20 protein-coding genes are annotated in these 23,156 nt (G+C 61.8%); 8 read left to right on the forward strand and 12 right to left on the reverse strand.

The window, feature by feature from the left end:
* Positions 1 to 93 precede the first annotated feature (93 nt).
* Positions 94 to 1,968: a glycoside hydrolase family 13 protein gene (locus tag D0N36_RS03610; protein WP_116939762.1), complete on the forward strand. Its 1,875-nt coding sequence runs from the start codon at positions 94 to 96 to the stop codon at positions 1,966 to 1,968.
* A gap of 215 nt (positions 1,969 to 2,183) precedes the next feature.
* A complete protein-coding gene (locus tag D0N36_RS03615) occupies positions 2,184 to 2,801 on the forward strand; it encodes a hypothetical protein (protein WP_116939764.1) in 618 nt (205 codons plus the stop codon).
* A gap of 304 nt (positions 2,802 to 3,105) precedes the next feature.
* Here the strand turns inward: D0N36_RS03615 and D0N36_RS03620 are convergent, their stop codons facing one another.
* Complete coding sequence (locus tag D0N36_RS03620) at positions 3,106 to 3,450, reverse strand: four-helix bundle copper-binding protein (protein WP_116939767.1); 345 nt, start codon at positions 3,448 to 3,450, stop codon at positions 3,106 to 3,108.
* A gap of 243 nt (positions 3,451 to 3,693) precedes the next feature.
* On the opposite strand from D0N36_RS03620, the gene recQ reads away from it, so the two are divergent.
* From recQ to D0N36_RS03640, 4 genes are all read left to right on the forward strand, one after another.
* Complete coding sequence (gene recQ / locus D0N36_RS03625) at positions 3,694 to 5,949, forward strand: DNA helicase RecQ (RefSeq protein WP_116939770.1); 2,256 nt, start codon at positions 3,694 to 3,696, stop codon at positions 5,947 to 5,949.
* A gap of 283 nt (positions 5,950 to 6,232) precedes the next feature.
* Positions 6,233 to 7,051 (forward strand): LexA family transcriptional regulator, encoded by an 819-nt coding sequence (locus D0N36_RS03630; protein WP_116939773.1) that lies wholly within the window; start codon positions 6,233 to 6,235, stop codon positions 7,049 to 7,051.
* 200 nt (positions 7,052 to 7,251) lie between these two features.
* Positions 7,252 to 7,971 carry a pirin family protein gene (locus D0N36_RS03635; protein ID WP_116939776.1) on the forward strand — a complete coding sequence of 240 codons (720 nt, stop codon included), beginning with the start codon at positions 7,252 to 7,254 and terminating at the stop codon, positions 7,969 to 7,971.
* Between the two features lie 9 nt (positions 7,972 to 7,980).
* A complete protein-coding gene (locus tag D0N36_RS03640; RefSeq protein ID WP_116939778.1) occupies positions 7,981 to 8,697 on the forward strand; it encodes a GAF domain-containing protein in 717 nt (238 codons plus the stop codon).
* 76 nt (positions 8,698 to 8,773) lie between these two features.
* Here D0N36_RS03640 and D0N36_RS03645 read toward each other — a convergent pair whose 3' ends face one another.
* The 8 genes from D0N36_RS03645 to D0N36_RS03680 form a co-directional block, all read right to left on the reverse strand.
* Positions 8,774 to 9,640 (reverse strand): alpha/beta hydrolase, encoded by an 867-nt coding sequence (locus D0N36_RS03645; protein WP_116939781.1) that lies wholly within the window; start codon positions 9,638 to 9,640, stop codon positions 8,774 to 8,776.
* Positions 9,641 to 9,687: 47 nt separating this feature from the next.
* On the reverse strand, positions 9,688 to 11,538 hold the full coding sequence (locus tag D0N36_RS03650; protein ID WP_116939783.1) for a M2 family metallopeptidase: 1,851 nt from the start codon (positions 11,536 to 11,538) through the stop codon (positions 9,688 to 9,690).
* Between the two features lie 44 nt (positions 11,539 to 11,582).
* Positions 11,583 to 12,062: an SMI1/KNR4 family protein gene (locus D0N36_RS03655; protein WP_116939786.1), complete on the reverse strand. Its 480-nt coding sequence runs from the start codon at positions 12,060 to 12,062 to the stop codon at positions 11,583 to 11,585.
* A gap of 22 nt (positions 12,063 to 12,084) precedes the next feature.
* Positions 12,085 to 13,026: a M90 family metallopeptidase gene (locus tag D0N36_RS03660; protein ID WP_116939789.1), complete on the reverse strand. Its 942-nt coding sequence runs from the start codon at positions 13,024 to 13,026 to the stop codon at positions 12,085 to 12,087.
* A gap of 57 nt (positions 13,027 to 13,083) precedes the next feature.
* Positions 13,084 to 13,413, reverse strand: coding sequence for a low molecular weight protein tyrosine phosphatase family protein (locus tag D0N36_RS03665; RefSeq protein ID WP_116939791.1), 330 nt, complete (start codon positions 13,411 to 13,413; stop codon positions 13,084 to 13,086).
* 19 nt (positions 13,414 to 13,432) lie between these two features.
* A complete protein-coding gene (locus D0N36_RS03670; RefSeq protein WP_116939794.1) occupies positions 13,433 to 14,713 on the reverse strand; it encodes a sugar MFS transporter in 1,281 nt (426 codons plus the stop codon).
* Positions 14,714 to 14,965: 252 nt separating this feature from the next.
* Positions 14,966 to 16,393 carry a DEAD/DEAH box helicase gene (locus tag D0N36_RS03675; protein ID WP_147320735.1) on the reverse strand — a complete coding sequence of 476 codons (1,428 nt, stop codon included), beginning with the start codon at positions 16,391 to 16,393 and terminating at the stop codon, positions 14,966 to 14,968.
* 158 nt (positions 16,394 to 16,551) lie between these two features.
* Positions 16,552 to 17,502, reverse strand: coding sequence for a YihY/virulence factor BrkB family protein (locus D0N36_RS03680; RefSeq protein WP_116939798.1), 951 nt, complete (start codon positions 17,500 to 17,502; stop codon positions 16,552 to 16,554).
* A gap of 227 nt (positions 17,503 to 17,729) precedes the next feature.
* Between D0N36_RS03680 and D0N36_RS03685 the strand changes: the two genes are divergently transcribed.
* Positions 17,730 to 18,230, forward strand: a complete 501-nt coding sequence (locus tag D0N36_RS03685) for a DUF2062 domain-containing protein (protein ID WP_190242499.1) — start codon at positions 17,730 to 17,732, stop codon at positions 18,228 to 18,230.
* A 323-nt stretch (positions 18,231 to 18,553) separates the two neighbouring features.
* Here D0N36_RS03685 and D0N36_RS03690 read toward each other — a convergent pair whose 3' ends face one another.
* The 3 genes from D0N36_RS03690 to D0N36_RS03700 all read right to left on the reverse strand — a co-directional run bounded on the left by D0N36_RS03690 (position 18,554) and on the right by D0N36_RS03700 (position 21,389).
* Complete coding sequence (locus D0N36_RS03690) at positions 18,554 to 19,555, reverse strand: enhanced serine sensitivity protein SseB (RefSeq protein ID WP_116939802.1); 1,002 nt, start codon at positions 19,553 to 19,555, stop codon at positions 18,554 to 18,556.
* Between the two features lie 104 nt (positions 19,556 to 19,659).
* Positions 19,660 to 20,403, reverse strand: coding sequence for a LytR/AlgR family response regulator transcription factor (locus tag D0N36_RS03695; RefSeq protein ID WP_116939804.1), 744 nt, complete (start codon positions 20,401 to 20,403; stop codon positions 19,660 to 19,662).
* The gene (locus D0N36_RS03700) at positions 20,400 to 21,389 is read right to left on the reverse strand and encodes a sensor histidine kinase (protein ID WP_190242500.1); all 990 of its coding nucleotides are present in this window, start codon (positions 21,387 to 21,389) and stop codon (positions 20,400 to 20,402) included. Before D0N36_RS03700 ends, D0N36_RS03695 begins: the two co-directional genes overlap by 4 nt.
* A 312-nt stretch (positions 21,390 to 21,701) precedes the next feature.
* On the opposite strand from D0N36_RS03700, the gene D0N36_RS03705 reads away from it, so the two are divergent.
* Positions 21,702 to 23,102 carry an alpha/beta hydrolase family protein gene (locus D0N36_RS03705; protein ID WP_190242501.1) on the forward strand — a complete coding sequence of 467 codons (1,401 nt, stop codon included), beginning with the start codon at positions 21,702 to 21,704 and terminating at the stop codon, positions 23,100 to 23,102.
* Positions 23,103 to 23,156 lie beyond the last annotated feature (54 nt).

Raw genomic sequence — 23,156 nt, forward strand, 5'->3', positions numbered from 1 at the left:
CTACGGCTGCGCCTTCGCTCAGCATGACATGGTTGTTATGGCCCTCACCCGCTTATCTTGCCCATCAATCCTGCCTGCCTTCCTCCTCGCCTCATGAAAAAACTGCTCCTGTTGCTCCTGCTGCTGTTGCCGCTGCTGACTATCGCCCAGTCCATCACCCGCGTGAACCCGACCAACTGGTGGGTGGGCATGCAGGAGCCGAAGGTGCAGCTGCTCGTGTACGGTCCGCAGGCCGGCACTCTGAGCTACACCGTCGAATATCCCGGTGTTACGCTCACCGAAACCCACACCGTCGAGAACCCCAACTATGCGTTTCTCGACCTCACCATTGCCCCCGATGCCCAGCCCGGCACCGTGCGGCTGGTGGGCCGGAGCGGCAACAAGCTTATCACCCAGAAATGGGAGCTGAAGGCCCGCGACAACCGCCCCAAGGGCCAGGGCGTAACCGATGCCGACCTGATTTACCTGGCCATGCCCGACCGGTTCTTCAACGGCGACCCGAAAAACGACAAGTTCAAAGACCTGGCCGACCCCAATGCCGACCGCGCCAACCCCTTCCTGCGCCACGGCGGCGACCTGCAGGGCGCGGCCCAGCGCCTCGATTATCTGCAGGACTTAGGCGTAACGGCCGTTTGGTTTACGCCGGTCATCGAAAACGACCAGCCCCTGACCGATGAGGGCGGCACCATGCGCTCGGCCTACCACGGCTACGGTTTTACCGACCATTACACCGTCGATAGGCGGCTGGGCGGCAATGCGGCCTACCTCGATTTGGTACAGAAAGCGCATGCCAAGGGCCTGAAAGTGGTGCAGGATGCCGTGTACAACCACGTGGGCATCAACCACTGGTTTGTGAAGGATTTACCTTCCAAGGACTGGCTGCATCAGTGGCCCAGCTACACCAACACCAGCTACCGCTATCAGCCCATTACCGACCCGCACGCGGCGAAAATCGACCGGCTCGTGACCACCGACGGCTGGTTCGTCCCCTTCCTGCCCGACCTCAACCAGCAGAACCCCTACGTGGCTAACTTCCTGATTCAGCACGCGCTCTGGTCGGTAGAAAACTTTGGGGTGGATGCCTGGCGGATTGACACTTACCTCTACAACGACCAGCCGTTCATGAACCGCTGCAACGCGGCACTGCTGGCCCAATACCCCAACATTCACATCTTCGGCGAGTCGTGGGTGAACAACGTGGTGGACCAGGCCTACTACGTGCGCAACAAGATGGATTTCCCCTTCAAATCCAATCAGCCCGGAGCCCTCGACTTCGTGCTGGAAGGCGGCATGCTGGCTGCCCTGAAGGAAGTGGGCACCCCCGCCGCCACCGGCTGGGACAACGGCGCCCAGCGCGTGTACCAGGCCCTGGCGCAGGATGCCGTGTACCAGGACGCCAACAAGCTGGTCACCTTCCTCGATAATCACGACCACAACCGTTTCCTGTCGGAAGTAGGGGAGGACGTTGCCAAGTATAAAATGGGGCTGACCTGGATGCTGACCACCCGCGGCATTCCGAGCATCTATTACGGCACCGAAATCCTGATGAAGAACTACAAGGATCCTTCGGATGCCGAAGTGCGCCGCGACTTTCCCGGCGGTTTTCCGGGCGACAAGGACAACAAGTTCACCGCCGCCGGCCGCACTGCTGCCGAAAATGACGCCTTCAACTTCATGCGTACCCTGGCCACCTATCGTAAAACGCATCCCACGCTCAGCTCGGGTCAGCTGATGCAGTACCTGCCCGAAAACGGCCTCTACGTTTACTTCCGCTACGATGCCGCCGGCACCGTGATGGTGGCCACCAACACCACCGACAAGCCCGCCAGCCTGCCCACCGCCCGTTTCGCGGAGCGCATGAGTGGCTTCACGAAAGCCAAAAACGTGCTGACGGGCGAGGAACTGACCGACCTGAACACGCTGACGCTGCCTGCCAAAACGGCCGTGGTGCTGGAGCTGCGGAGGTAAACTCTGGTCCGTAACTCCGAAGCCTGGAATCTACCAGAACGGTGGGTTCTGGGCTTTTCGCTGGTGTCCGTTTTAGGGTCCGGTAGGGGGAGGTAAAGAGCAGGTATTATGCTAGCTGGCTAGCAGGAGAGTTTAGCAGTACTACTTGTCCGGACCTGTAGGTGCTGTAACAGGCTGCCTTATCTTGCGGCCATACTAACGCCATCTTGCTAGATATGCTGAAAATTATTGCCATCGTGGTAGGCGGCCTGGTAGTGGCGGCGGCCACCGGAGTTGTCTGGGCATTTTCCATAGGCCAGCGTTCCGTCAGCTATACCCTGCACCTGACGCTACTCGATTCCGTCGGCCGGCCGCTGCCCCCGCAAAGGGTAGTTGTCTGGAAGCAGGGCTACCCCCTGCAGGAACTGCGCTCCGACGCGGCCGGCCAGCTTACACTGGAGGCTACGGAATCATTTGGGTCCAGCGTGCTTTTCGGACCGAACCGCCCCGATGCCTTTGCCATCCGCCTTTACCTGCCCGAAATAGCGCCGCTGTTTTACTGGTTTACTATCAAGGAATCCGGCCCCGTTGGCCCGTACGAAGTTCACAACGACTACTACAGCTACAACTACAAGCAGTGGGTGGGCGACTTCGACGCTACTCATGCAACTCGCCGCCAAATTGTACCTGCCGACCCCAGTAAAACGTTTTATGCAGTGCCACCTACTGGCGGTCAGGTGCCGCGCTGGCAAGGCACTACCACGCTGGAGCGTGCCGCCAAACGCTCCGATGGCAGTTATGACTATCGCCTGGATCTGGTGTTGCAGCAGAGTGGAGTGGAAGTAATCAATTAAGCGACGAGAAGTTGTATAAGAACTGCGGACCTTCCTGCAGAAGTAAGGTGGCAGGAAATAGGTCTAGACAACACCTGCGATGATCGGTAGATCAGTAGCTGGGCGTGGGGGAGGATTTATTGTTGCGAGAACCAGGGACGCGACACCCTCAAGACAGCGCGATTGATCCGTAGGAGCAACGCAAAATAAACTGTAAAAGCATAAAGCCCCTAACGACCGTACTGGAGTCAGGGGCTTTATGCTTGCTGAAAGTTGCCATGTTGAAGGCACGGATTGCTTCGTGTGCTCGCAATGGCGTAACAGCCTACTTCTGGTAGCTCTTGCAGGCCTCGATGCAGGCGCGGCAGGCTTCGGCACACTGCTGGCAATGCTCGTGCTTATGCTGGCCGCACCCGTCGGCACACTTCTGGCAGATTTCGAGGCACTCCTTGAGCACGTGCTGGGCGTGGTCGGAGCCGCGGGCGATGAAGGCGTGGGTGAGGCGGCAGATGTCGGCGCAGTCGCGGTCGAGGCGAATGCAGGGCACCATCATCTTGATGTCGTCTTCGCGCAGGCAGGCGGTGGCGCACATTTCGCAGGCGGCACTGCAGCGGGCGAGGGCGTCGAGAACCTGCTGGTTCTGTGTAGCGGAGGTGGTGGAATGGGCCATTGAGAATGGATAAAAGGTGGTTGGATGGATAAAACGCGGGGAATGCGAGGCAGTGCGCAGCGTACTGCTGGCGGCTATTGGCCGGCAGCGCAGTTGCACAGTTGCCACGTCCTGGACGTCGCTCTTCTACGGGCTCGTGCCGACTAAGGGTGTGCAGAGTTTTGCGGGTCGCGTGCACGATTTCCACTTTGCGCAGGTTCATTTCCTGCTTTCCCCCGCCGCCATTTACCGTACCTTTACGCTATGTTATTCGCCGCCGAACCCCTCGCCCCGACCATCGAATCTGCCCGCCTTGTGCTGAAGAAGTACTACGGCTACGACACGTTCCGGCCGATGCAGGAGGACATTATCAGCAACATCATGGGCGGGCAGGATACGGTGGTACTCATGCCCACCGGCGGCGGCAAAAGCGTCTGCTTCCAGGTGCCGGCCGTGGTGCAGGAAGGCGTCTGCATTGTGGTGTCGCCGCTGATAGCCCTGATGAAAGACCAGGTGGAAGCCCTGAAAGCCAACGGCATCCCGGCCGCCTACATCAACTCCAGCATCGGCGCAAGCGAGGCCAATAACATTGCCGCCGACTGCCTCAACGGCCACCTCAAGCTGCTCTACGTGAGCCCCGAGAAATTGCTCTCCGATGGCTTTCTGAGCTTTCTGAAGCGGCTTAAAGTGAGCATGTTCGCCATTGATGAAGCCCACTGCATCAGCTCCTGGGGCCATGACTTCCGGCCCGAGTACACCAAGCTGCGAATACTGCGCGAGCAGTTCCCCGAAATTCCCATCATCGCCCTCACCGCCACCGCCGACCGCCTCACCCGCCGCGACATTCAGCAGCAGCTGCGCCTGAACCGGCCCAAGGTGTTTTTGTCGAGCTTCGACCGGCCCAACCTCAACCTCATCGTGCGGCCGGGGCAGGATAGGGTGGGGGGCATTCTGGAGTTTCTGGAGCGCCACCAGGGCGAGGCGGGCATCATTTACTGCCTGAGCCGCAAGCAGTGCGAAACGCTGGCCCAGAAAATCCAGGCCAAGGGTATCAAGGCCGACTACTACCACGCCGGCCTCACGCCCAACCAGCGCAGCGCGGTGCAGGAAGGGTTTCTCAAGGACGATTTGCAGGTAATCGTGGCTACCATCGCCTTCGGCATGGGCATCGACAAGAGCAACGTGCGCTGGGTGATTCATTACAACCTGCCCAAAAACATCGAGGGCTACTACCAGGAAATCGGCCGCGCCGGCCGCGACGGTACGCCCGCCACGGCCCTGCTGTTCTACTCGTTTGGCGATGTAATGAGCCTGCGCGACATGCTGAGCAAGGAAAACCCCACGCTCACCCAGCTCAACCTCACCAAGCTGGAGCGCATGCAGCAGTTTGCCGAGGCCGCCGGCTGCCGCCGCCGCGTGCTGCTCAACTACTTCGGCGAAACCCTGCCCCACGACTGCGGCAACTGCGACATCTGCCGCAACCCGCCCACCACCTTCGACGGCACCGAAATAGCCCAGAAGGCCCTGTCGGCGTTGGTGCGGGGGCGCGAGCGGCTCAGCATCAGCCTACTGATTGACGTGCTGCGCGGCATGCGCAACCAGGCCGTACTCAGCGGCGGCTTCGACCAGATAAAAACCTACGGTGCCGGCCGCGACCTGCCCTACCTCGATTGGTACAGCTATGTGCACCAGATAATCAACGACGGCCTGGTGTACATCGCCTACGAGGAAGGCTACGCGCTGAAAATCACGGACCTGGGCCGCGAGGTGCTGCTGGGCCAGCGGCCGGTTTCGATGAAGAAGTTTCAGCCCGCCGAGAAGGCCGAGAAGAAGCCCCGGGGCCGCAAAGCCGCCGCCGCCGCTTCGGCTGCTACTCCTACCTCGCGCGAAGCCCAGCTGTTTGAGGCCCTGCGCGCCCTGCGCAAGCGCATTGCCGACGAGCAGGGCGTACCGCCTTACGTCATCTTCACCGATGCCACGCTGACGGAAATGGCGGCCGAGCGGCCGGTAAACCGGGTGGCCATGCTGGGCATTTCGGGCGTGGGCATGAAGAAGTACGACACCTACGGCGAGGCCTTCATCCGCGAGGTGCTGGCCCACGGCGGCAACCCCGCCGCCCAGGCCGAGTTCGGCGACGAGCTGCCCGCCAACCTCGACCCCGACGACCCGGGGGCGGCTCGCGCCCCGCGCAAAAAGGAGGCGAATACCGACGCCGGCTCGACCATCGACACCACCTTCCAGCTCCATCGCATGGGCCTGAGCGCCGAGGCCATTGCCGAGCGCCGGGGCCTGGCCCTGAGCACCATCCAGAGCCACTTGAGCACGCTTTATACCAACGGTGCCGACCTGCGGCTGGAAGATTTTCTGTCGGCGCAGGACCTGGCCAACATCCAGACTGCCGTGGCCCAGCTCGGCGGCCAGCCCCTGCTGCGCGACCTGTTCGACCACCTGCGCGAAGACTACGATTACTTCCGGCTGCGACTGGCCCAGCAGTACTTCCGGCGCCTGCGCGGCGAGTAGAACAGCGGCTTGGAACTGTCATTCCGAGCAGCGCGAGGAATCTGGGGGAAGCCACTGAACAACTGCGTTCAACGGCTCCATCGAGATTCCTGGCGCTGCTCGGAATGACAACCTGATGAGCCAGCACCGTTCCGCTTGACCAAATTTCAATAGCTGACAAAGCGCAAAAATATTAGTAAAATTTTCGGCTAATTGAATTAGTATTATCGTAATGGAGTTCCTATCTTCGTGAGCCGGTCCATACTTGCCCTTATCGTTTCGTTTTCCCGGCTCTCCCTGCGTTATGATTAACACCAACCTCAAATTCTGGCGGCGCGAATTGAGCCTCACCCAGGCCCAGATGGCCGAAAAGCTGGGCATCAAACGCTCGTTGGTGGGCGCCTACGAGGAAGGCCGGGCTGAGCCCAAGCTGGCGACCCTCGTGAACATGGCCCGCCTGTTCGGCATCACGCTCGACGCGCTGGTAACCACCGACTTTAGCAAAAAGAAGAACGCCAAAGCAGCTGCCCAGCTGCAGGCCCAGAACGCCCAGATGGCGGCCACCGACACCAGCGCCGTGTACGCGGGCGGCGGCAAGCTGCGCATCCTGGCCCTGACGGTGGACCGCGAGCAAAACGAGAACATCGAGCTGGTGCCCCAGAAGGCCGCCGCCGGCTACCTCAACGGCTACGCCGACCCCGAGTACCTGGAAGAACTGCCCAAGTTCCGGCTGCCCATGCTGGGTAGCTCGGGCACTTTCCGGGCCTTCGAAATTGCCGGCGACTCGATGCTGCCTATTGCCAGCGGCACCGTAATCGTGGGCCGTTACGTCGATGACTGGCTGAACCTCAAGGACGGTACGCCCTGCATTATCGTCAGCAGCAAGGAAGGTATCGTGTTCAAGCGCGTCTTCAACCGCCTCAAAGACAACGCCATGCTGGCGCTGCATTCCGATAACCCGCTGTACTCGCCCTACGAAATCGACGTGGAGGACGTGGTGGAAATCTGGGAGGCCAAGGCCTATATCAGCAGCACCTTTCCCATTGCCGACCTTTCGCTGAGCCGCCTGGCCAGCATTGTGCTCGATTTGCAGCAGCAGGTTTCCACGATGAAGAAAGTGTAAGTGGACTGCTCCTTTGGCCCAGGTTGGCCGGGCAGTTGCCTATAAGCTGCTCCAGTAACCCGAGGTTATCTTTAAGGTACCCGTTTTCCGGCCCTGCTGCCTTCGTTGGCGGCAGGGCCGGTTCCTGATGAGCACCGTGCCTAACTTACCGGGGCGGGCTGCGTAAATCGGGACACTACTCACCTGACTCCTCTTTCCCGATGCTGAAACTGATTCCTGCCACCGACCGTTACCATGCAACCCCGACCAATTGGCTGAGCAGCTATTATCTGCTCAGCTATGCCGATTACAACGACCCCAACAACGAGCACTTTGGCCCAATGCGCGCGTTCAACGACGCGACTATTCAGGGTAAGGGCGGCTATCCGCAGCAGCCGCGCTCCGAGATGGAGATTGTGACGCTGGTACTCGACGGCGAGCTGCAGCACAACGACACGGTAGGCAACCGCGGAACCATTAAAAAAGGCGATGCGCAGCGTATTACGGCCGGTACAGGTCTGGCTCATGCCGAGATGAACGCCACCGACACGCCCACGCATATCTTCCAGATATGGCTGCTACCCAGCCAGAGCGGCCTGGCTCCCTGCTACGAGCAGAAAGATGTCAATCTGTTTGATACCAGCAACAAGCTGGTTCCGGTGGCCTCGGGCCAGAAAGTACTTGAAGACCTGCTGTACATCAATTCCAACAGCACTATTTACTGGTGCAACCTCGATGCCGACGAGACGGTGCGCTTTAAAACCTTTCCTATCCGGAATACTTTCATTTACGTGCTCGAGGGGCAGCTTTTTGTCAACGGCCTCGATGTAGGCACCAGCGACCAACTGCGGGCTACCGATGAGCATGTACTTGAGATTCAGGCAACGGTCGATGCCCGCTTTGTGCTGCTCGACCTGCCGGTTTCTCCGGCTAACTACTAACTTCACTGCATGAGCATTTCCTTTCCCGATAGCCTGATTCCAGCCGATGAGGCTGCCCGGCTGCGGGCCCTGCACCTTTACCAGATTGCGAATACACCCCCTGAGCCCATTTTTGACGAGTACGTGGCATGGGCAGCGCAGCTGTTCAGTACACCCATTGCGATAATTTCCCTGGTCGATGAAGAGCACGTCTGGTTTAAGGCAGTGGCCGGAGTTGATGACCTGACAGAGATGCCCCGCAACTCCAGCCTTTGTTCGGCTGCTATCCTGGTCGATGTGCCTATCGTTACCTCCGACTATTCGCCCGACAGTTGTCAGATCATCAAACCAGATGTGGCTTTGCAGATGGGCCTGAGTTTCTATGCCGGCGCGGCTCTACGTACGCCCGACGGCTCACGCATCGGCATGATGGCCGTTATCGGGCGGGAGGAGCGGACCCTATCGGAGGCGGAAGAGGAAGTGTTGAAGCACTTGTCGGTACTCGTCAGCCGCACCATTGAACTGCGGTTCCAGTATCTGCAAGCCCAGCACAACGCCGATTGGGAGGCCGCTCAGCGCGAGCTTTCCATTACCCTCGATGACAATGCGACGCTCACCCGCTACCTGATGGCCCGCAACAACGGCCTCAACCTCAACGACCCCGGGATTCATACTCTCGTGCTTGCCCGCATGGCCGGTATGAACAAAGTTCTGGACCGCCGGATAGGTGAAAACGACGCGCAGTAGCAACCAGTTGCTGTGCGCTACCGAAAAAAGACTGCTCCTCTCGGGCAGTCTTTTTTTGATGATACCTGACTTCAGTCTACTTCTTTGAGAGGCTGGGCGAAAATACGGCCCGCAGACCCAGCAGTGCGGCCGGATGGTAAATTGTCTGATGTGTTTCGAGGGGGAGTGAAAGGGCCATAACAGTGAGCCGCGGGTTGGCGGCCTGCTGCAGTATAACGCCCAGCTCCCGGGTTGCGCGGGCAATATCGGGCTGGCTGCTGGCGGCCATGTACAGCACTTTGGGCGGGCCTTTATACTGGCGCGCAAAATCCGGGGCAGTTTGCAGCAAGCGCTCCTTGTTCCACCACAGGCTGGGGTCGAAGGCCAGGTAAGTATCGAATAAATCGGGCTCGGCGAGCAGTGTTTCCACCACAAACAGCCCGGCCAGCGACTCGCCAATGATGGCTTTTTCGGTCGTTACGCGGTAGCGCTTCGCCACTTCGGGCATCAGTTCCTGGCGCAGAAACTGCCGGAAAGCTGCCGAACCGCCTACCCGTGGGGCTATTTTGCGGTCCTGCGGATCGGTGGTGGGGCCGGTCAGGTCGCGGCGGCGTTCGGTGTTCTCGATGCCCACCAGCAGAAAGGGCCGCATAGTGCCGTTGCCCACCAGCACCTGTACCAACCCCGCCACGTGCAGAAAATCCTCTGCCATACCACCATCAGGCATGTAAAGTACCGGTAGCGCAGCCCGCGCCGAATCGGGCGGGCCCGGGGGCATGTACACGTTGATGCGCCGGGTTTCGCCCAGCACCCGCGAGGCCAACGTAAACGTCTGGCCAATGGCGAGCGGGGTGGCCGGGGCCAGCTGCTGCTGCGCCGTTGCGGACAAGGCGCAGCCCAGAGCCACCAGCAACAGCAAAAGCGCCAGCTGGCCGCGGGCCGCGAAAGGGCAGGAGTGTTGCATGACGTGGGCAAAAAGCACGGTCTGGCAAAGCGGCCAGACCGTGGGAATTACATGGTGTACTTGCGGCCCTTGTTCTTCTCCTTGAGGTAAGCCATCAGCGGCTGGAAGTACTCGACCATGGCGCGGGCCGAGAGGTCCTCGCCGGTTTTCTCCTTCAGCACCGTGCGCCAGTCCTTGCTCGCACCGGGCCGCATAATGTCGGCCAGGAATGTGCCGACCTCCTTGCTTCCGTAGTAGTTGGTAGCGTGCGGGTCCTGCTTGAGGATATTTTTGGCAATGTGGTCGTGGAGCTGGAACAGGATGACGTAGCTCAGGGCGTAGTCGTAGTACTGGGCCGGGTCGTCGTTTATGTGGGTTTTGGTGGCCGGGTCGAGGTACTGCTCACCGCGGGCCGTGGGCGGCACAATGCCCTGATACTGCTTGGCCAGCTCCCACCAGCGGGCATTCAGCTGGTCGGCGGACAGGTTGTCGGCGTAGAAGCTGTTCTCCCACTCGCTCATCACGCCCGAGGCAAACGGAATAAACACCACCGACCCCAGCGCCTCTTTCAGCAACGACTGCATCTCGTCGGTTTTCACCTTGGGGTCAATCAGCCCCAGGCCGGCCAGAAACGGCTTTTGGCGAGCCGCCAGGCCCATCAGGCTGCCCATGGCCTCGTGGTAGGCGCGGTTGGCGCCGCCGCGCAGCAGCACCGGCACTTCGGGGTTGGTGTAGCTGAGGTAATAGTAAATGTGGCCCAGCTCGTGGTGCGTGGTTTCGTACCACTCGGTGTTGGGCTCCACGCTCATCAGGCTGCGCACGTCCTGCTCCAGGTTCATGTGCCAGGCCGAGGCGTGGTTGTTCTTCTTGTAATCAACCCCCTTGGGCAGCGGGTACAGGCTGGATTTCTCGTAGAACACCGGCGGCAGCGCCGGGAAACCCAGGCTTTGGTAAAAGCGCTCAGCCTGCTGCACCTGCCACTCGGCGCCTTTTTTGGCCAGCACCGGATCGAGGTCGAGGCCCTTCACGTCCACCATGCTGCTCCAGTCCTGGCCCCAGCGGTTGGGCAGCCACGAGGCCGGCAGGTAGTCGGGCACCTTCTTCACGCCGTATTGTTTGGCCAGTTCGTAGCGGGCGTAGGTGTGCAGCTCGCGGTAGAGCGGACGCAGCTCGTCGTTGAGCTGGCGTACCAGCGTCATCATCTCCTGCCGGTTCAGGCCGTAGTCGGAGGCCTGGTAGGTGAAGTAGTCGGGGTAGCCCAGGGCCTGCACCGTCTGGTTGCGCAGGTTGCGCAGGTTCAGCAGGCCGGGCTTCAGCGTCGGCCCTATTTCCTTGCTGGCCTCCCAAAGCTTTTGCCGCCGGGCGGGGTTCTTCTCCTTGCGCAGCAACTCATCGAGGTCGTTGGTGGTTACCGACTTGCCCTGGTATTTATAGTCGAAGCCGTAGAGCTTTTCGGTCTGTTGGGTTTCGGCCTTAATGCGGGTCTTCACCACGTCGGCAATTGTCTGGGGCGAATTGGCAGCGTTGTAAAGGGCCGCTTCGAGCTGCTTCACCTGCAAACCGGTTAGCTCGGCTTTGTGCTCCAGCAGCTGGCGCAGGCGGGTAATGTTTTCGGTAGAGCCGGTAAAAGCTGCCATCCGCTCGTTGGCGCGGGCCGTGGCCCCAGCGTTGGCTGTATCGCCGGGTACAATATGGATGTTGGAGCGCCACTCGGCCTCGGCCGAGGCGGTGTACAGGCGCTGGTATTCGCCCGAATAATAGTCGAGGTAAGTTTGGGCCAGCGCCGGCCAGTTGGGCGCGGCTGCCACGGCGGGCTGCTCGGCAGCAGGCGGCGCGATAACGACGGGCGCTTTGGCAGTGGGGGCGCAGGCGGTGAGCAGCGCGGCAGCAGTGAGAACAGGGAGGAAGGTTCTTTTCATCACCACAAATTAGCCCCATTCGAGTTAAGTCCGTCGAGCCGGGCTTATCCCTCCATAGGAGCAGCAGGAACTAATCCGTTGTAAAAAGCCTCGAAACTGGGTGCAATCAGCATTTCAACCGCGTCATCGGCATCAATCCACAGGACAGTAGGCTCTGTGCTGGTGCGGTAGTCGAGCGTGACCCACCAGTGGCCTTCGCCCCACAGGAGGACCTGCCGCTCGGGCAGGTCCCATTCCTCGGTCATGTAAGCCGTATCAAGGATGTTCAGGTTCGATTTCAGGCCCTCATCGGTTACGATGCCGAATAGCTCATGCATTCTCACGCGGTTCTCCCTCCAGGGAGCCTGAGGCATGGGGAAGTCGAAGGTGTTGGTCGAGCCGCCGTTCTGCAGCCGCAGTAGCGCTACCAACAGCGGCGGCAGTTGCACATCCAGCAGCTTTTCTGCGGTGCGTAGCATCTCGTCGGTCAGTGGTGGGTTTTTGGGGTTGTTGGTATCCCAAAAAGCGTGGAGGTCGATAGCCATAGTGTAGCTGTTAATTAAAGAATTAAACTGCTGCCTCCTGCCCTAAGTGGCAGTCCTTGTACTTTTTGCCGCTACCGCAGGGGCAGGGTGAGTTACGGCCGAATTTGCGGCGGCTCCTGAGCGTCTTCAGCCACTCGCGTGGGTCGGTGGCGCGGCGCAGGAAACGGCTTTTGGGGTTTTGGCGGAAGGCCAGCAGCAACAGGCCGTATAGCTCGGGGTGGTGCTCCTGCAGCTTCTCGGGCTTCTCGAAGAAGTACTCCGTCACGACGGCAAAAAACTCGGCCTCGTTGGTGCCCGCGTAGTTGTTGATTTCGGAGTTGCCGGCCCGGATGGCCTCGATTTCGCGCTGCATCACGGCCTCCCACTCGGGGCGCAGGGCGGCGGGCAGGGTCAGGCCGGGCACTCCGTCAATCACGCCGTCGGCCTCATCAAGCAAGTGAGCAAACTCATGGATACCCACGTTCTGGCGGTCGAGCGAATCCTGGAAGCCGCGCTCCAGGGAGGTTTTCGACAGGCGCATGTAGTGGGAAGTCTGGAAGCCCTGCACGCTGCCGAGCAGGGTGCCTTCGAGGCCCACGTACTCCTTATTGGGGTCGCGCTGCAGCGTCCAGGCGTCGGGCACTACCAGCACCTCGCTCAGGTTGCCATATTCCCAATCGGGAAAGCCAAACACCGGAATAATGGCCGAGGCGGCCACCAGCAGCCGGGTGGCATCGTCCAGCTCGGTCTGCACGCCCGTTACGCGGGTCTGGGCCAGAAACAGCTGCACGCGCTTCTCGAAGCGTACTCTGTCGATTTCGGTGAGCGACAAGTAGAAGGCCACCCGCTCGCTAAGCACCTGCCGCCAGGCCGCCGGGAACTCTTTGGCCAGGGCCACCTTTTTCAGGCGCGCGTCCTGGGTGAGGTAACGGTAGAAAAAGAAGCCCACCAGGGCCATCAGCGCAAAAAAGAACAGATAAGGCATGAGGCGCTAAACGGCCGGCGGCCCACCAGGGTTGGGCGCTATACGGCTTCGGGCTACTTACACCTCCACGGCCAGGTGTTCGCGCACACGCTCCCGCAGCAAATCCACCAGCAGTGGGTCCATAAACTGAAATTTATCAGCAATGCGCAGGTTGATGACCCTTTTGCCCGCCAGCTCGGGGCCAAACTTCTGCCGCAGGATGTCGGCGTGGCGGCGCTCCATTACCAGCACTACATCGGCCCAACCCAAATGCCCAGCTGTTACGCGCACTCTGGCCCCCGGCTCGGTGCCGGCCGAGCGGGCCTGGCAGTTCGGGTGCTGCTCAAGCATCCCTTCGGCCGTGAGGCTGCGCCAGCGGTTCTGGCTACAGATAAATAGGAGCTTCACACGGTCAGTAGTTTAATGCTCAGGCAGAAGCAACGGCCGCCGGGCGGTGACCCTTGAGGCCGTACCACATGATGTAGGCGTAGCAGAGCACCGGCAGAATGAAAGCCCAGCGGAGGCCGCTGCTGTCGGCTACCAGGCCGAACAATAGCGGGATAATGGCGCCGCCCACGATGCCCACATTGAGCAGACCCGACGCTTCCTCGGTATTGCGGCCCAGGTCGCGCACGGCCAGCGTGAAGATGGTGGCGAACATGATGGAGTTCATCAGGCCCACGGCCAGCAGGCTCCACATGGCCAGTGCCCCGGTGCTGCTCACCGACAGCAGCACCAGCAGCACTGCGCCCAGCGCATTGAATGCCAGCAGGCGGCCCGGGTTGAACTTGTTGAGCAGATAGGCGCCCATAAAGCGGCCCACCATCGCCCCGCCCCAGTACCAGGCTACTTTGTCGCCGGCAATTTTGGGCGAGAGGCTCATCACGTCGGGCAGGTGCAGGTAGTTGACGATGTGCGAGCCGATGGCCACCTCACCGCCCACGTAGGCGAAAATAGCCAGCACCCCGAACACCAGGTGGCGGTAGTGGTAAGCGCGGCGGGTCAAATCCTCGTTCTCCGACTGCGCGTGCGTGATTTTGGGCAGCTTGAGCATCGCCAGCAGCAGGCTGATAAGCACCAGCACGCCACCGATGGCCAGGTAGGGCGTCTGTACGGCCTTTACGTCGATGGCCGCGGCCGAGGCGGCGGTGTCGAGGTCGGGCAGGTTGTTGAGGATGAGGGCCGAACCCAGCAGCGGCGCCACCGTGGTGCCCAGCGAGTTGAAGGCCTGCGTGAGCGTAAGCCGCGCCGGCGCCGACTGCGCCGGGCCCAGAATGGCTACATACGGGTTGCCCGCCACCTGTAGCAGCACCACACCGGTAGCCAGCACGAACAGTGCCCCCAGAAACAGTCCGTAGCTGCGGCTGTCGGCGGCCGGATAGAACAGGAAGGCCCCGAGTGCGGCAATCAGAAAGCCCGTCAGCATGCCGCCCTTGTAGCCCACGCGCTGCACCAGCCGGCCCGCCGGAATGCCCATCACGAAGTAAGCCCCGAAAAAGCACAGGTTAATCAGGTTGGCCTGGGTGTAGGTGAGGTTGAAGATGGCCTTCAGATAGGGAATCAGGATGTCGTTCAAACAGGTGATAAAGCCCATCATGAAAAACAGGACCGTCAGCGAAGCCAGGGCGGGCGTGTAATTAGGCCTTTCGGCTCCGGGCGCGGTTTCAGCACTAAAGGAACGCGGGACGGATGATATGGGAGCAGCCATAGCGGCAAGGATGGGAAATGGTGGGCAACTAAGGAACGGAATCAAGCACATGGCTCCGCTTAGCAAAGTAGCGGATTTCGGTCGAATACCAACTGCAGATGCTTATCCAGCACCTTGCGGTTACCTAACTGGCAAAAGCAGCACCATCCGGCCGGCCGGCCCCGGCCTAGTGCCCCCAAAACGGGTTCGCCCGCGCAGCAGCCAAGTTGGCTGTTGCGCGGGCGAATTATATCGAAAATCCGGTCTTTGGGGCTAGGCCACTATCGACACGCGGACCTTGCGGCCTTTTACCTTGGTGCCGGCCAGGCGCTCGGCTACCAGCTGAGCCTGCTCGCGGGGTACGGCCACGTAGCTGTAATAATCGAACACCTCAATGTGGCCCACTTGCTCGCGGGCTACACCGCCCACGTTCACGAAGGCGCCTACCAGGTCGTGGGCGCTTACTTTGTCCTTTTTGCCGGCCGATACGTGCAGCGTTACGTTTTCGGGGCGTGGAGCTTTGGGGGCGGCGGGTGGCAGCTTGGGCGCGTGCAGGGGCGTCCATTTGATGCCCTCGGCTATGGGCCACTTGCTCACGTGGGCGCGCTCTTTCTCGGTAGCCAGCAGGTGGGCCGTACCAGCGGCACCGGCGCGGGCCGTGCGGCCGGCCCGGTGCTGGAAGCCGTCGGCCTTGTCGGGGGCGTCGTACTGCACCACCGTGTCGAGCTGGGTTACGTCGATGCCGCGGGCGGCTACGTCGGTGGCTACCAGCACCTGGCTGGAGCCGTTACGGAGTTTGAGCAAGGCCTTGTCGCGCTCGGGCTGGGGCATTTTGCCGTGTAGCACCTCAGCCGCCACGCCGCGGCCCACCAGAAAGCGGGTCAGCTCCATGCACCGGTCGCGGGTGTTGCAGAAAATGAGGGCGCGGCCGGTTTCGGGCAGGTTCAACAGGTGCAGCAGCGCGGCGGGCTTCTGCTCGATGGCACCGAAGTGGCCGAGCAGCGTCAGGTTTTCGGGTAGCTCGTCGGTATCCTGGCCGGCATTTACTACCCGCGGCCGGGTCAGGTTCTTCCGAATCAGGTCCAGCACCTTATCCGACATCGTGGCCGAGAACAGTAGGGTCTGGCGGCGGCGGGGCAGGCGCTTGATAATCTCCACCAACTCGTCCTGAAAGCCCAGCTCCAGCAGCTTGTCAGCCTCGTCAAGAATGAGGGTTTTGAGCTGGTTAGGGATGATGGTGCGCCGCTCGAAGTGGTCGAGCAGGCGGCCGGGCGTGGCCACCACAATGTGCGGAGCCTGGGTGAGCGAGGCCGTTTCTTCGCGGAACGCGTGGCCGCCGTAGAAGGCGGCCACGCGCAGGTTGGGCAGGTACTTGCCCAGCTTTTTGAGGGCGTCGCGTACCTGCAGGGCCAGCTCGCGGGCCGGCACCAGCACAATCACCTGCACGGCATCCTGCTTCAAATCGAGCAGCTGCAGCACCGACAGGCCGTAGGCGGCGGTTTTGCCCGAGCCGGTGGGCGCCTGCCCGGCCACATCCTGCCCGGCCAGCGCCATGGGCACTACTTGCTCCTGCACGGGCGTGGGCGTCTGGAACTGGAGCTCTTCCAGGGCTTGCAGCAGCTCGGGGGCCAGGCCCAGGTCGGCGAAGGTAGCGGCGGCGGCAGGCGAGGTGGCGGGGGTAGTCGGTTCGGTCGGGGTCATGGTCAGGGGTTCAGCCTGCAAAGGTAGGGCTTTGCGAGAGGGGAGAGAAGGAACGTCATTCTGAGCGAAGCCGAAGAATCTCTACCGCTTCGTTGCAGTCGGGGGAAGTTAGTCAGAGGTAGAGATTCTTCGGCTTCGCTCAGAATGACGTTCTTCCACTAACTACCAACCTCCTCTTCCTCCACCACATCGACCAGCTTGTAGCGCACGGCCGATTTTTTGGGGCGGATATCGAGGCCGGCGTGGTGGGCGTAGGCTTTGGTAAAGCAGGCGCCGAAGTAGAAAATCATGGCCGAATAGAACACGAACAGCAGCACCAGCACGATGCTGGAGGCCGGCCCGTAGATGGGGCCCAAGTTGCGCGGCACCAGCAGCAGCCCCAGCACACTTTCGCCCAGGCTGATGAGGCCGCCCGTGAGCAGTGCCCCGCGCCAGACGGCCTTGCGCGGTATTTTAGCCGAGCTCAGGTTGCGGAAGGTAACGGCGCACCAGCCCACCAGAATCAGCAGCGAAAACAGCCGGTTAACCACCTCCAGCACCACATTACCGAATGTGGCGTTGAAGTAGTCGGCATAGCTGGCCACGAAGCCCAGAGCGGCATCCAAGAGAAAGGCCAGCATGGAGAGCAGGCCCGTGGCTAGCAGCAGCCCCAGCGAGCGGGCCCGTTCCTTGAGCACGGTGCGCAGCTGGCCGGTGCGGCGGCGCACCCGCACCTGCCATACTTGGTTAAGGGAGTGCTGAATAACGCCGAACAGGGTGGTGGCAATGAACACCAGAAAGGCAAAGCCCAACCACGTAACCAGCCGGCTGCGCTCCACATCGGTCACGTTGCGCAAAATCTGCTCGACGAGCCCGGCCGCCGAGGCCCCCAGCAGGTGCGAGAGTTTAGTGAGCAGCAGCACCCGCACCTGCGAAGCCGAGTACAGGTACCCCAATCCCTGAATAAGAATGATGACGATGGGCGGCAGGGCGAACGTGGCGAAGAAGGCCGTGGCCGCACCGAGCCGCAGCGGGTCGTGGTTGCTGAACTCGCGGGCAGCCTGGCGCAGCAGCAGCCAAAATACTACGAACTGACGGCGGGCTGTGGGCCGCAGGTGTACTTTTGTCATGGAAGGCTCTGGGGCCAAAAGCAGTCTGGCCAGCGAAGGGTGCAGCGCGAAGATACGTGCTGCCCAGCCTATGCATGGCGAATTTGATAGGCCCCGGGTAAGTTGTGCGCCTATCTTTGCGAGCCGGTCGCGCGTACTCAGCGCAGCTGTAAGTGCTGGTAGCACTTGCAGCTGGCGCTGAGTACGCGCGACTACTGTCTGTTTTATTTCGTTCTGAAGCTGCTGTTTTGCCTGATACTCCTGCCCCCGCCGCCGCCGCACCACCCCGTAGCTGGTGGCAGCGCCGGCTTACCGACGCCTTGCTGGGGCTGCTGCGCCAAGGCCTCACGCCGCACCAGCTGGCCCTCACGGTGGTGCTGGGTTCAGCCTGCGGGGTTATCCCGGTGCTGGGTCTGACGACGCTTACGGCCACTCTCGCGGCGTTGCGCCTGCGCCTGAATGTGGCTGCAACCCTGCTCATCGCCCATCTCTGGAGCCCGGTGCAGCTGCTGCTCATCATCCCGCTGCTGCGGCAGGGTGCGCTGCTTTGGGGCGACCAAGCACCCGAACTTACGCTTGACAAGCTGCGCTACCTGCTGGCCAACGACTGGCTGGCGGCGCTCCACCTGCTCTGGCAGGCCATGCTGGGCGCGCTGCTGCTCTGGGCCGGTGCATTTCTGGTGCTGGGACCGGTCGTGTATTTCGTACTGCGCCCGCTGCTGGTCCGGGCTATGCGTAACAGAAATTAAGGGCCGACCGGAGTAGAAGAATCAGGCCTGAACAATGAAACCTGACGTCCTGAGTGATTCCGGGTACTTTATAAATGGCTAACCCAAGTTGCGGAGGACGACGTAGGGGCGGGGCTTGCCCCCGCCCGCCGTTAGCACGGGCATTACGGGGCCTCAAAACAACTATTCAACGTATCCTTCTGGCGGCGGGCGGGGGCAAGCCCCGCCGCTACAGCGTCCTCCGCAACTTGGGTTGGCTACAATAGAAAAGAACGCCACTCCACTCGGAATGACGTTCTTTTCTAAGCCCTAAGCCCTAAGCCCTAAGCCCTAAGCCCTAAGCCCTAAGCCCGGGCGTACACCGGCTCGGTGGTGAGCAGGTACTGAATCAGCGGCTCCTCGGAAGTAGGGTCAATCAGCATCAGATCCACGAACTGAGCTTCGGCAATGTTGCCCTTGATGATGGGCCCTAGATCCTGCATGAAGGCCGGGTCGGTTTCCTCAGTGTCGAAGGCCACAAGCAAGCGCGACTGTTCGGGGGCGTTCTGCATACGCATTTCGGCCAGGTACACGTTGCGAATGGCTGGCTGGGTAGCGCTGTACTCGCGCAGGCCGTCGAGCAGGGCCGTGGGCTCGGGATCGGGCTGATGCAGGGTTACCTGCACATCCTGCGGCGGGCCTTGCTCGAAAAGCTGGCCGGCCATCAGGGCCTTTATTTCGTCGGCTGGCATCAGTTTGCCCACCGCCGAGAAGGGGTTGATGGCGCAGTCAGCATCCTGAACCATGCTAAAGAAATCGTGCCCGCGCAGGCGCATGTAGGTAACGCTACCCTCGGGTACGGCCCCATTATCGAAAATGCGCTCCACGGACGTGAAGATGGCAATTTTGCCGTCGTGCAGGGCCTGCAGCTGAATTTCCATGCCCTCGGAGGGCGTGATTTCGCCGGGCTCCTGGTCTTCCCGGGCGGCCAGTACTACCGTCAGCTCTTCGCCCAGCAGGGCCTGATAGAAAGGCGGCCGGAACTGCGGGTCGTAGGAGGCCTGCATCAGCAGCTGCTCCAGAATATTGGTGGGCTCGAAAGCGGCCTGCGCCTCCATCTGGTCTTCGGCCGGGCCGCCCATCATGCCGGGCATGGCAATGGGCGGGGCCGGCGGAATCATCGGCATGGGGGCCGGGGCCTGCGGGGCAGGCATCTGGTAGTTAGAGCCTTTGTAGCGCGGGCCGGCCGGCTCGGCCGGGGCCGCTGGCTGGGCCGGGCTGGTGTCGGCAGCCGGGGCCGGAGCAGGAGTAGCGGGGGCCGAAGCAGTGTCTTCGGTCTTCTTCTTTAGAAAGTTAAACAGGGCCATATTCAAGCAAAGAAATGAAGCTGCAAGCTAAGCAGGTTTGGGGGAAGATGCACGACCAAAACCGGCCGGCAGCCAAACCGCTGCTCTAAAAACAACTGCCTGGCTTAACCGACAGTTCCCGGCCAGTGGCGCAAAAAATCCTGCCGAAAGGCGGCACCCAACGGCAGCATCTGGCCGTTGCGCAGCGTCAGCTGGTTGCCCGCCAGGCGCTCCACCTGCGGCAGCGGCACCACGTACGACTTGTGTACTCGCAGGAAGGCCGGGGCGGGCAGCTGCTCGGCCAGCAGCCGGCGCAGCGTATCGGTAACCACCAGCCGGCCGGCGGCGGTGTGCACCTTCACGTAGTTGCCGTAGGCTTCGAGCCACAGAATATCGGCCAGTGGTACGCGGTGGGTGCTGGCCCCGTCGCGCAGCAGCAGCGCGGCCGGTGCGGCGACAACTGCCGCGGGTGGCGGCGGGTTTGCGGGTACTAAGGCCGGAGTGGCCCCAGCTCCGGGCAAGCGCCCCACCGCCTTCAGAAACCGCGGAAACGGCACAGGCTTGAGCAGGTAATCGACTACGCCAAACTCGTAGCCTTCGAGGGCAAACTCGGCGTGGGCGGTGGTGAGGATAATGTGGGGCGGGTGGGGCAGGGCCGCCAATAGCTCCAGGCCGCTCATTTCGGGCATTTGAATGTCGAGCAGCACCACATCGACGGCCTGATTATGCAGAAACGACAGCGCCTCGGCGGCCGTGTAGCAGTGGCCGGCTACCCGCAGGTGGGCCACGCGCTCCACGTAAGTGCGCAGCACGTCGTGGGCCAACGGCTCGTCGTCCACAATCAGCACGGTCAGGGGCGCGGTAGTCATAGGGCTAGCGTAAGTTGGGTGAGGAACTGGTCGGGCGTGGTGGGGTCGGGCCCCGCCAGTAATTTATGGCGGTTGGGGTAGAGCAACGCGAGGCGCTGGCGGGTGTTGACGAGGCCTGTGCCGGTGCCGCCCTGCTGGTCAGTGGGCGGGGGCAGGGCGTTGCGCAGCGTCAGGGCCAGCCGCCGCTCCTGCACCGTTAGCTCCAGCGTCACAAAGCTGCCCACGGCCCGGCGGGTGCCATAGGTAAAGGCGTTTTCAACCAACGCCAGAAACAGCAGCGGCGGCACTGTGAGGCCGGCTACGTCCTCTTCGGAAGGCATTATGAGGGTAACCGGGCAGCGGGCCCCGAGCCGCAGCTCCTGGAGGCGGGCGTAGTCGCGCAGGTAGTCCAGCTCGTCGGAAAGTGGCACTTGAGCGTGCTTGGTGCTTTCGAGCTGGTAGCGCATCAGCCCGGCTAGGGCCAGCAGCATGTCGGGCGTTTGGGGGCTGTTGGTCAGGCTCAGGGCGTAGAGGCTGTTGAGCGTGTTGAACAGGAAGTGCGGATTCACCTGGGCTTCCAGCAGCCGCAACTGTTGCTCGCGGGTTAAGAGCTGCGCTTGCAGCCGCTGCTGGCGCTGCACCACCGTGCGCCACGTCAGTAGTAGCCCCAAGGCCACCAATATCATAAACAGGCTATTGGACCCCGGCTGCAGTGCATTGTGGGCGTAAATTTCGGGCCAGATAAGCTGCCCGGCCCCGTGCAGCAGCAGCACCCATGCCAGCAGCGCCAGCGCGTAGCGCCCGTAGCGCCCCCGATCAAACAGCCAGGGTACCAACCCCAGGTTGTTACCATAAATGGCCGCCGCGGTTAGCGCCAGAGCAGGAAATAACGAGTGCTGGGCCTTCAGCTGCATATTTGACGGCAGCTTCGAGGTTGCCAGCCACAGCAGCAGCCCCAACCCGCCCCACACCAGTGCATCGCGCAACAACAGCAGCCAGGTTTTCATGGGCAAGGTAGTGAGGGGGTGGGAGTGAAGGCCGGCTAAGCAAGTGGTTTTCCTGATCAGAAATCCACTCTCAGCGGCCCCGACGAAGGTACGGCCCCATCCGGCGGACTGCAATGCTACCGGATGAACGCGGTTCATCCGCCCGGCGGAGGTGTTTATCCGGTTGGGCTGTTGGGTCGTCCTGAAGAGTTTCGGCGCTTGATTGCCCACTGCACCTTTGTCTCAGTTCCATGGCCACCGGCTTTGCTGAAGGTTCGCTGGTCTACTTTTCAGAACATCAAATTCATCCTTTTACTTTTTGCCTTAGCCGTCATGAAAACGCCCTACTTTCTACTCGCCGCCTGCCTGCTTGGTGCCACCGCGGCCCAGGCCCAAAACAGCCCCGCCCCCGCCGGTATCTGGGAGGGCAGCCTCGACGTTTCGGGCCGCGCCCTGCGCACCGTGTTCGAGCTGAAAGGCCCCGCTGCCGCGCTTACCGGAACGCTGGCCGTGCCCCAGCAGGGCCTCACGGGGATGCTCTTGAGTAGTGCCATTATCCGCCACGACAGCCTGCTGCTGGACGCCGATAAAATCGGGGGCAAGTTTGCCGGCCGCTTTGCCGCCGACGGGCAGCGGGTAACCGGCATCTGGAGCCAGGGTGGCGCGCAATTGCCCTTGACGCTGGTGCGCAGCAGTGCCGAAGCGCAGGCCGCCGCCGCCCCGGCCCGGCCCCAGGAGCCCAAAGGCCCGCTGCCCTACCGCGCCCTCGACCTCACGTTTCCCAATGCTAAGGGTGGTTTCAACCTGGCCGGCACGCTCACGCTGCCCCAGGGCAAAGGCCCGTTTCCGGCCGTGGTGCTGGTATCGGGCTCGGGCCCCGAAGACCGCGACGAAGCCGTGTTTGGCCACAAGCCGTTTCTGGTGCTGGCCGATTACCTAACCCGTCGGGGCTTTGCGGTGCTGCGCTACGACGACCGGGGCACGGCCAAATCGGGCGGCACCTTCGCTGGGGCCCTCACCACCGATTTCACGGCCGATGTCCAGGCGGCGCTGGCCTACCTGCGCACCCGCCCCGATATCAAATCCCGCCAAGTGGGCCTGATTGGGCACAGTGAAGGCGGCCTCATTGCCTGGCAGTCCGCGGCCCAGCCCCAGGGCCCCGATTTTGTGGTGAGTCTGGCCGGCCCCGGCCTGCCCGGCGACGCCATTCTGCTGCGCCAGCAAGTTGACCTGGCCCGTGCCGCCGGCGTCGATTCGGCTGCTATTGGGGCCAACCGGCGCCTGCACACCGCCCTGTTTGCCGCGCTGCACCGCCTGCCCGCTACTGCCACTACGGCCGAGGCCACGCAGCAACTGGCCGTCGTTATGCAGCAGCAGGTGCCTAGCCTCAGTGCCGAGCAAGCGCAAAAACAGACCGGCCGACTTACCGCGCCCTGGCTGCGCAGCTTCCTGCTCACCGACCCGGCCACGTATCTAACCAAGGTGAAGTGCCCCGTACTGGCTATCAATGGCACCACCGATTTGCAGGTAGCTGCCGACGAAAACCTGCCTGCCATCGAGCGGGGCCTCAAAGCCGCCCGCAATTCCAACGTCACGGTGCGCGCCCTGCCCGGCCTCAACCACCTCTTCCAAACCGATGCGGCCGGCACCAGTCACTACGCCGAAATCGAGGAAACATTTGCTCCATCTGCCCTCAAAGTTGTAGGCGACTGGCTGGCGAAGCAGACGAAATAAGAACCAAAAAAGAACGTCATTCTGAGCAACGCGAAGAATCTCGCGTGCATTCGT

This window comes from Hymenobacter lapidiphilus (assembly GCF_003417065.2).
Classification (GTDB): domain Bacteria; phylum Bacteroidota; class Bacteroidia; order Cytophagales; family Hymenobacteraceae; genus Hymenobacter.

Bases quoted from the DNA above. Each gene is read 5' to 3' on its own strand.
- D0N36_RS03615 (WP_116939764.1), top strand. From the start codon at position 2,184: ATGCTGAAAATTATTGCCATCGTGGTAGGCGGCCTGGTAGTGGCGGCG.
- D0N36_RS03660 (WP_116939789.1), bottom strand. From the start codon at position 13,026: ATGCCTTATCTGTTCTTTTTTGCGCTGATGGCCCTGGTGGGCTTCTTT.
- D0N36_RS03645 (WP_116939781.1), bottom strand. From the start codon at position 9,640: ATGCAACACTCCTGCCCTTTCGCGGCCCGCGGCCAGCTGGCGCTTTTG.
- D0N36_RS03640 (WP_116939778.1), top strand. From the start codon at position 7,981: ATGAGCATTTCCTTTCCCGATAGCCTGATTCCAGCCGATGAGGCTGCC.
- D0N36_RS03610 (WP_116939762.1), top strand. From the start codon at position 94: ATGAAAAAACTGCTCCTGTTGCTCCTGCTGCTGTTGCCGCTGCTGACT.
- D0N36_RS03655 (WP_116939786.1), bottom strand. From the start codon at position 12,062: ATGGCTATCGACCTCCACGCTTTTTGGGATACCAACAACCCCAAAAAC.
- recQ (WP_116939770.1), top strand. From the start codon at position 3,694: ATGTTATTCGCCGCCGAACCCCTCGCCCCGACCATCGAATCTGCCCGC.
- D0N36_RS03690 (WP_116939802.1), bottom strand. From the start codon at position 19,555: ATGGCCCTGTTTAACTTTCTAAAGAAGAAGACCGAAGACACTGCTTCG.
- D0N36_RS03705 (WP_190242501.1), top strand. From the start codon at position 21,702: ATGAAAACGCCCTACTTTCTACTCGCCGCCTGCCTGCTTGGTGCCACC.
- D0N36_RS03620 (WP_116939767.1), bottom strand. From the start codon at position 3,450: ATGGCCCATTCCACCACCTCCGCTACACAGAACCAGCAGGTTCTCGAC.
- D0N36_RS03630 (WP_116939773.1), top strand. From the start codon at position 6,233: ATGATTAACACCAACCTCAAATTCTGGCGGCGCGAATTGAGCCTCACC.
- D0N36_RS03675 (WP_147320735.1), bottom strand. From the start codon at position 16,393: ATGACCCCGACCGAACCGACTACCCCCGCCACCTCGCCTGCCGCCGCC.
- D0N36_RS03670 (WP_116939794.1), bottom strand. From the start codon at position 14,713: ATGGCTGCTCCCATATCATCCGTCCCGCGTTCCTTTAGTGCTGAAACC.
- D0N36_RS03695 (WP_116939804.1), bottom strand. From the start codon at position 20,403: ATGACTACCGCGCCCCTGACCGTGCTGATTGTGGACGACGAGCCGTTG.
- D0N36_RS03635 (WP_116939776.1), top strand. From the start codon at position 7,252: ATGCTGAAACTGATTCCTGCCACCGACCGTTACCATGCAACCCCGACC.
- D0N36_RS03700 (WP_190242500.1), bottom strand. From the start codon at position 21,389: ATGAAAACCTGGCTGCTGTTGTTGCGCGATGCACTGGTGTGGGGCGGG.
- D0N36_RS03650 (WP_116939783.1), bottom strand. From the start codon at position 11,538: ATGAAAAGAACCTTCCTCCCTGTTCTCACTGCTGCCGCGCTGCTCACC.
- D0N36_RS03680 (WP_116939798.1), bottom strand. From the start codon at position 17,502: ATGACAAAAGTACACCTGCGGCCCACAGCCCGCCGTCAGTTCGTAGTA.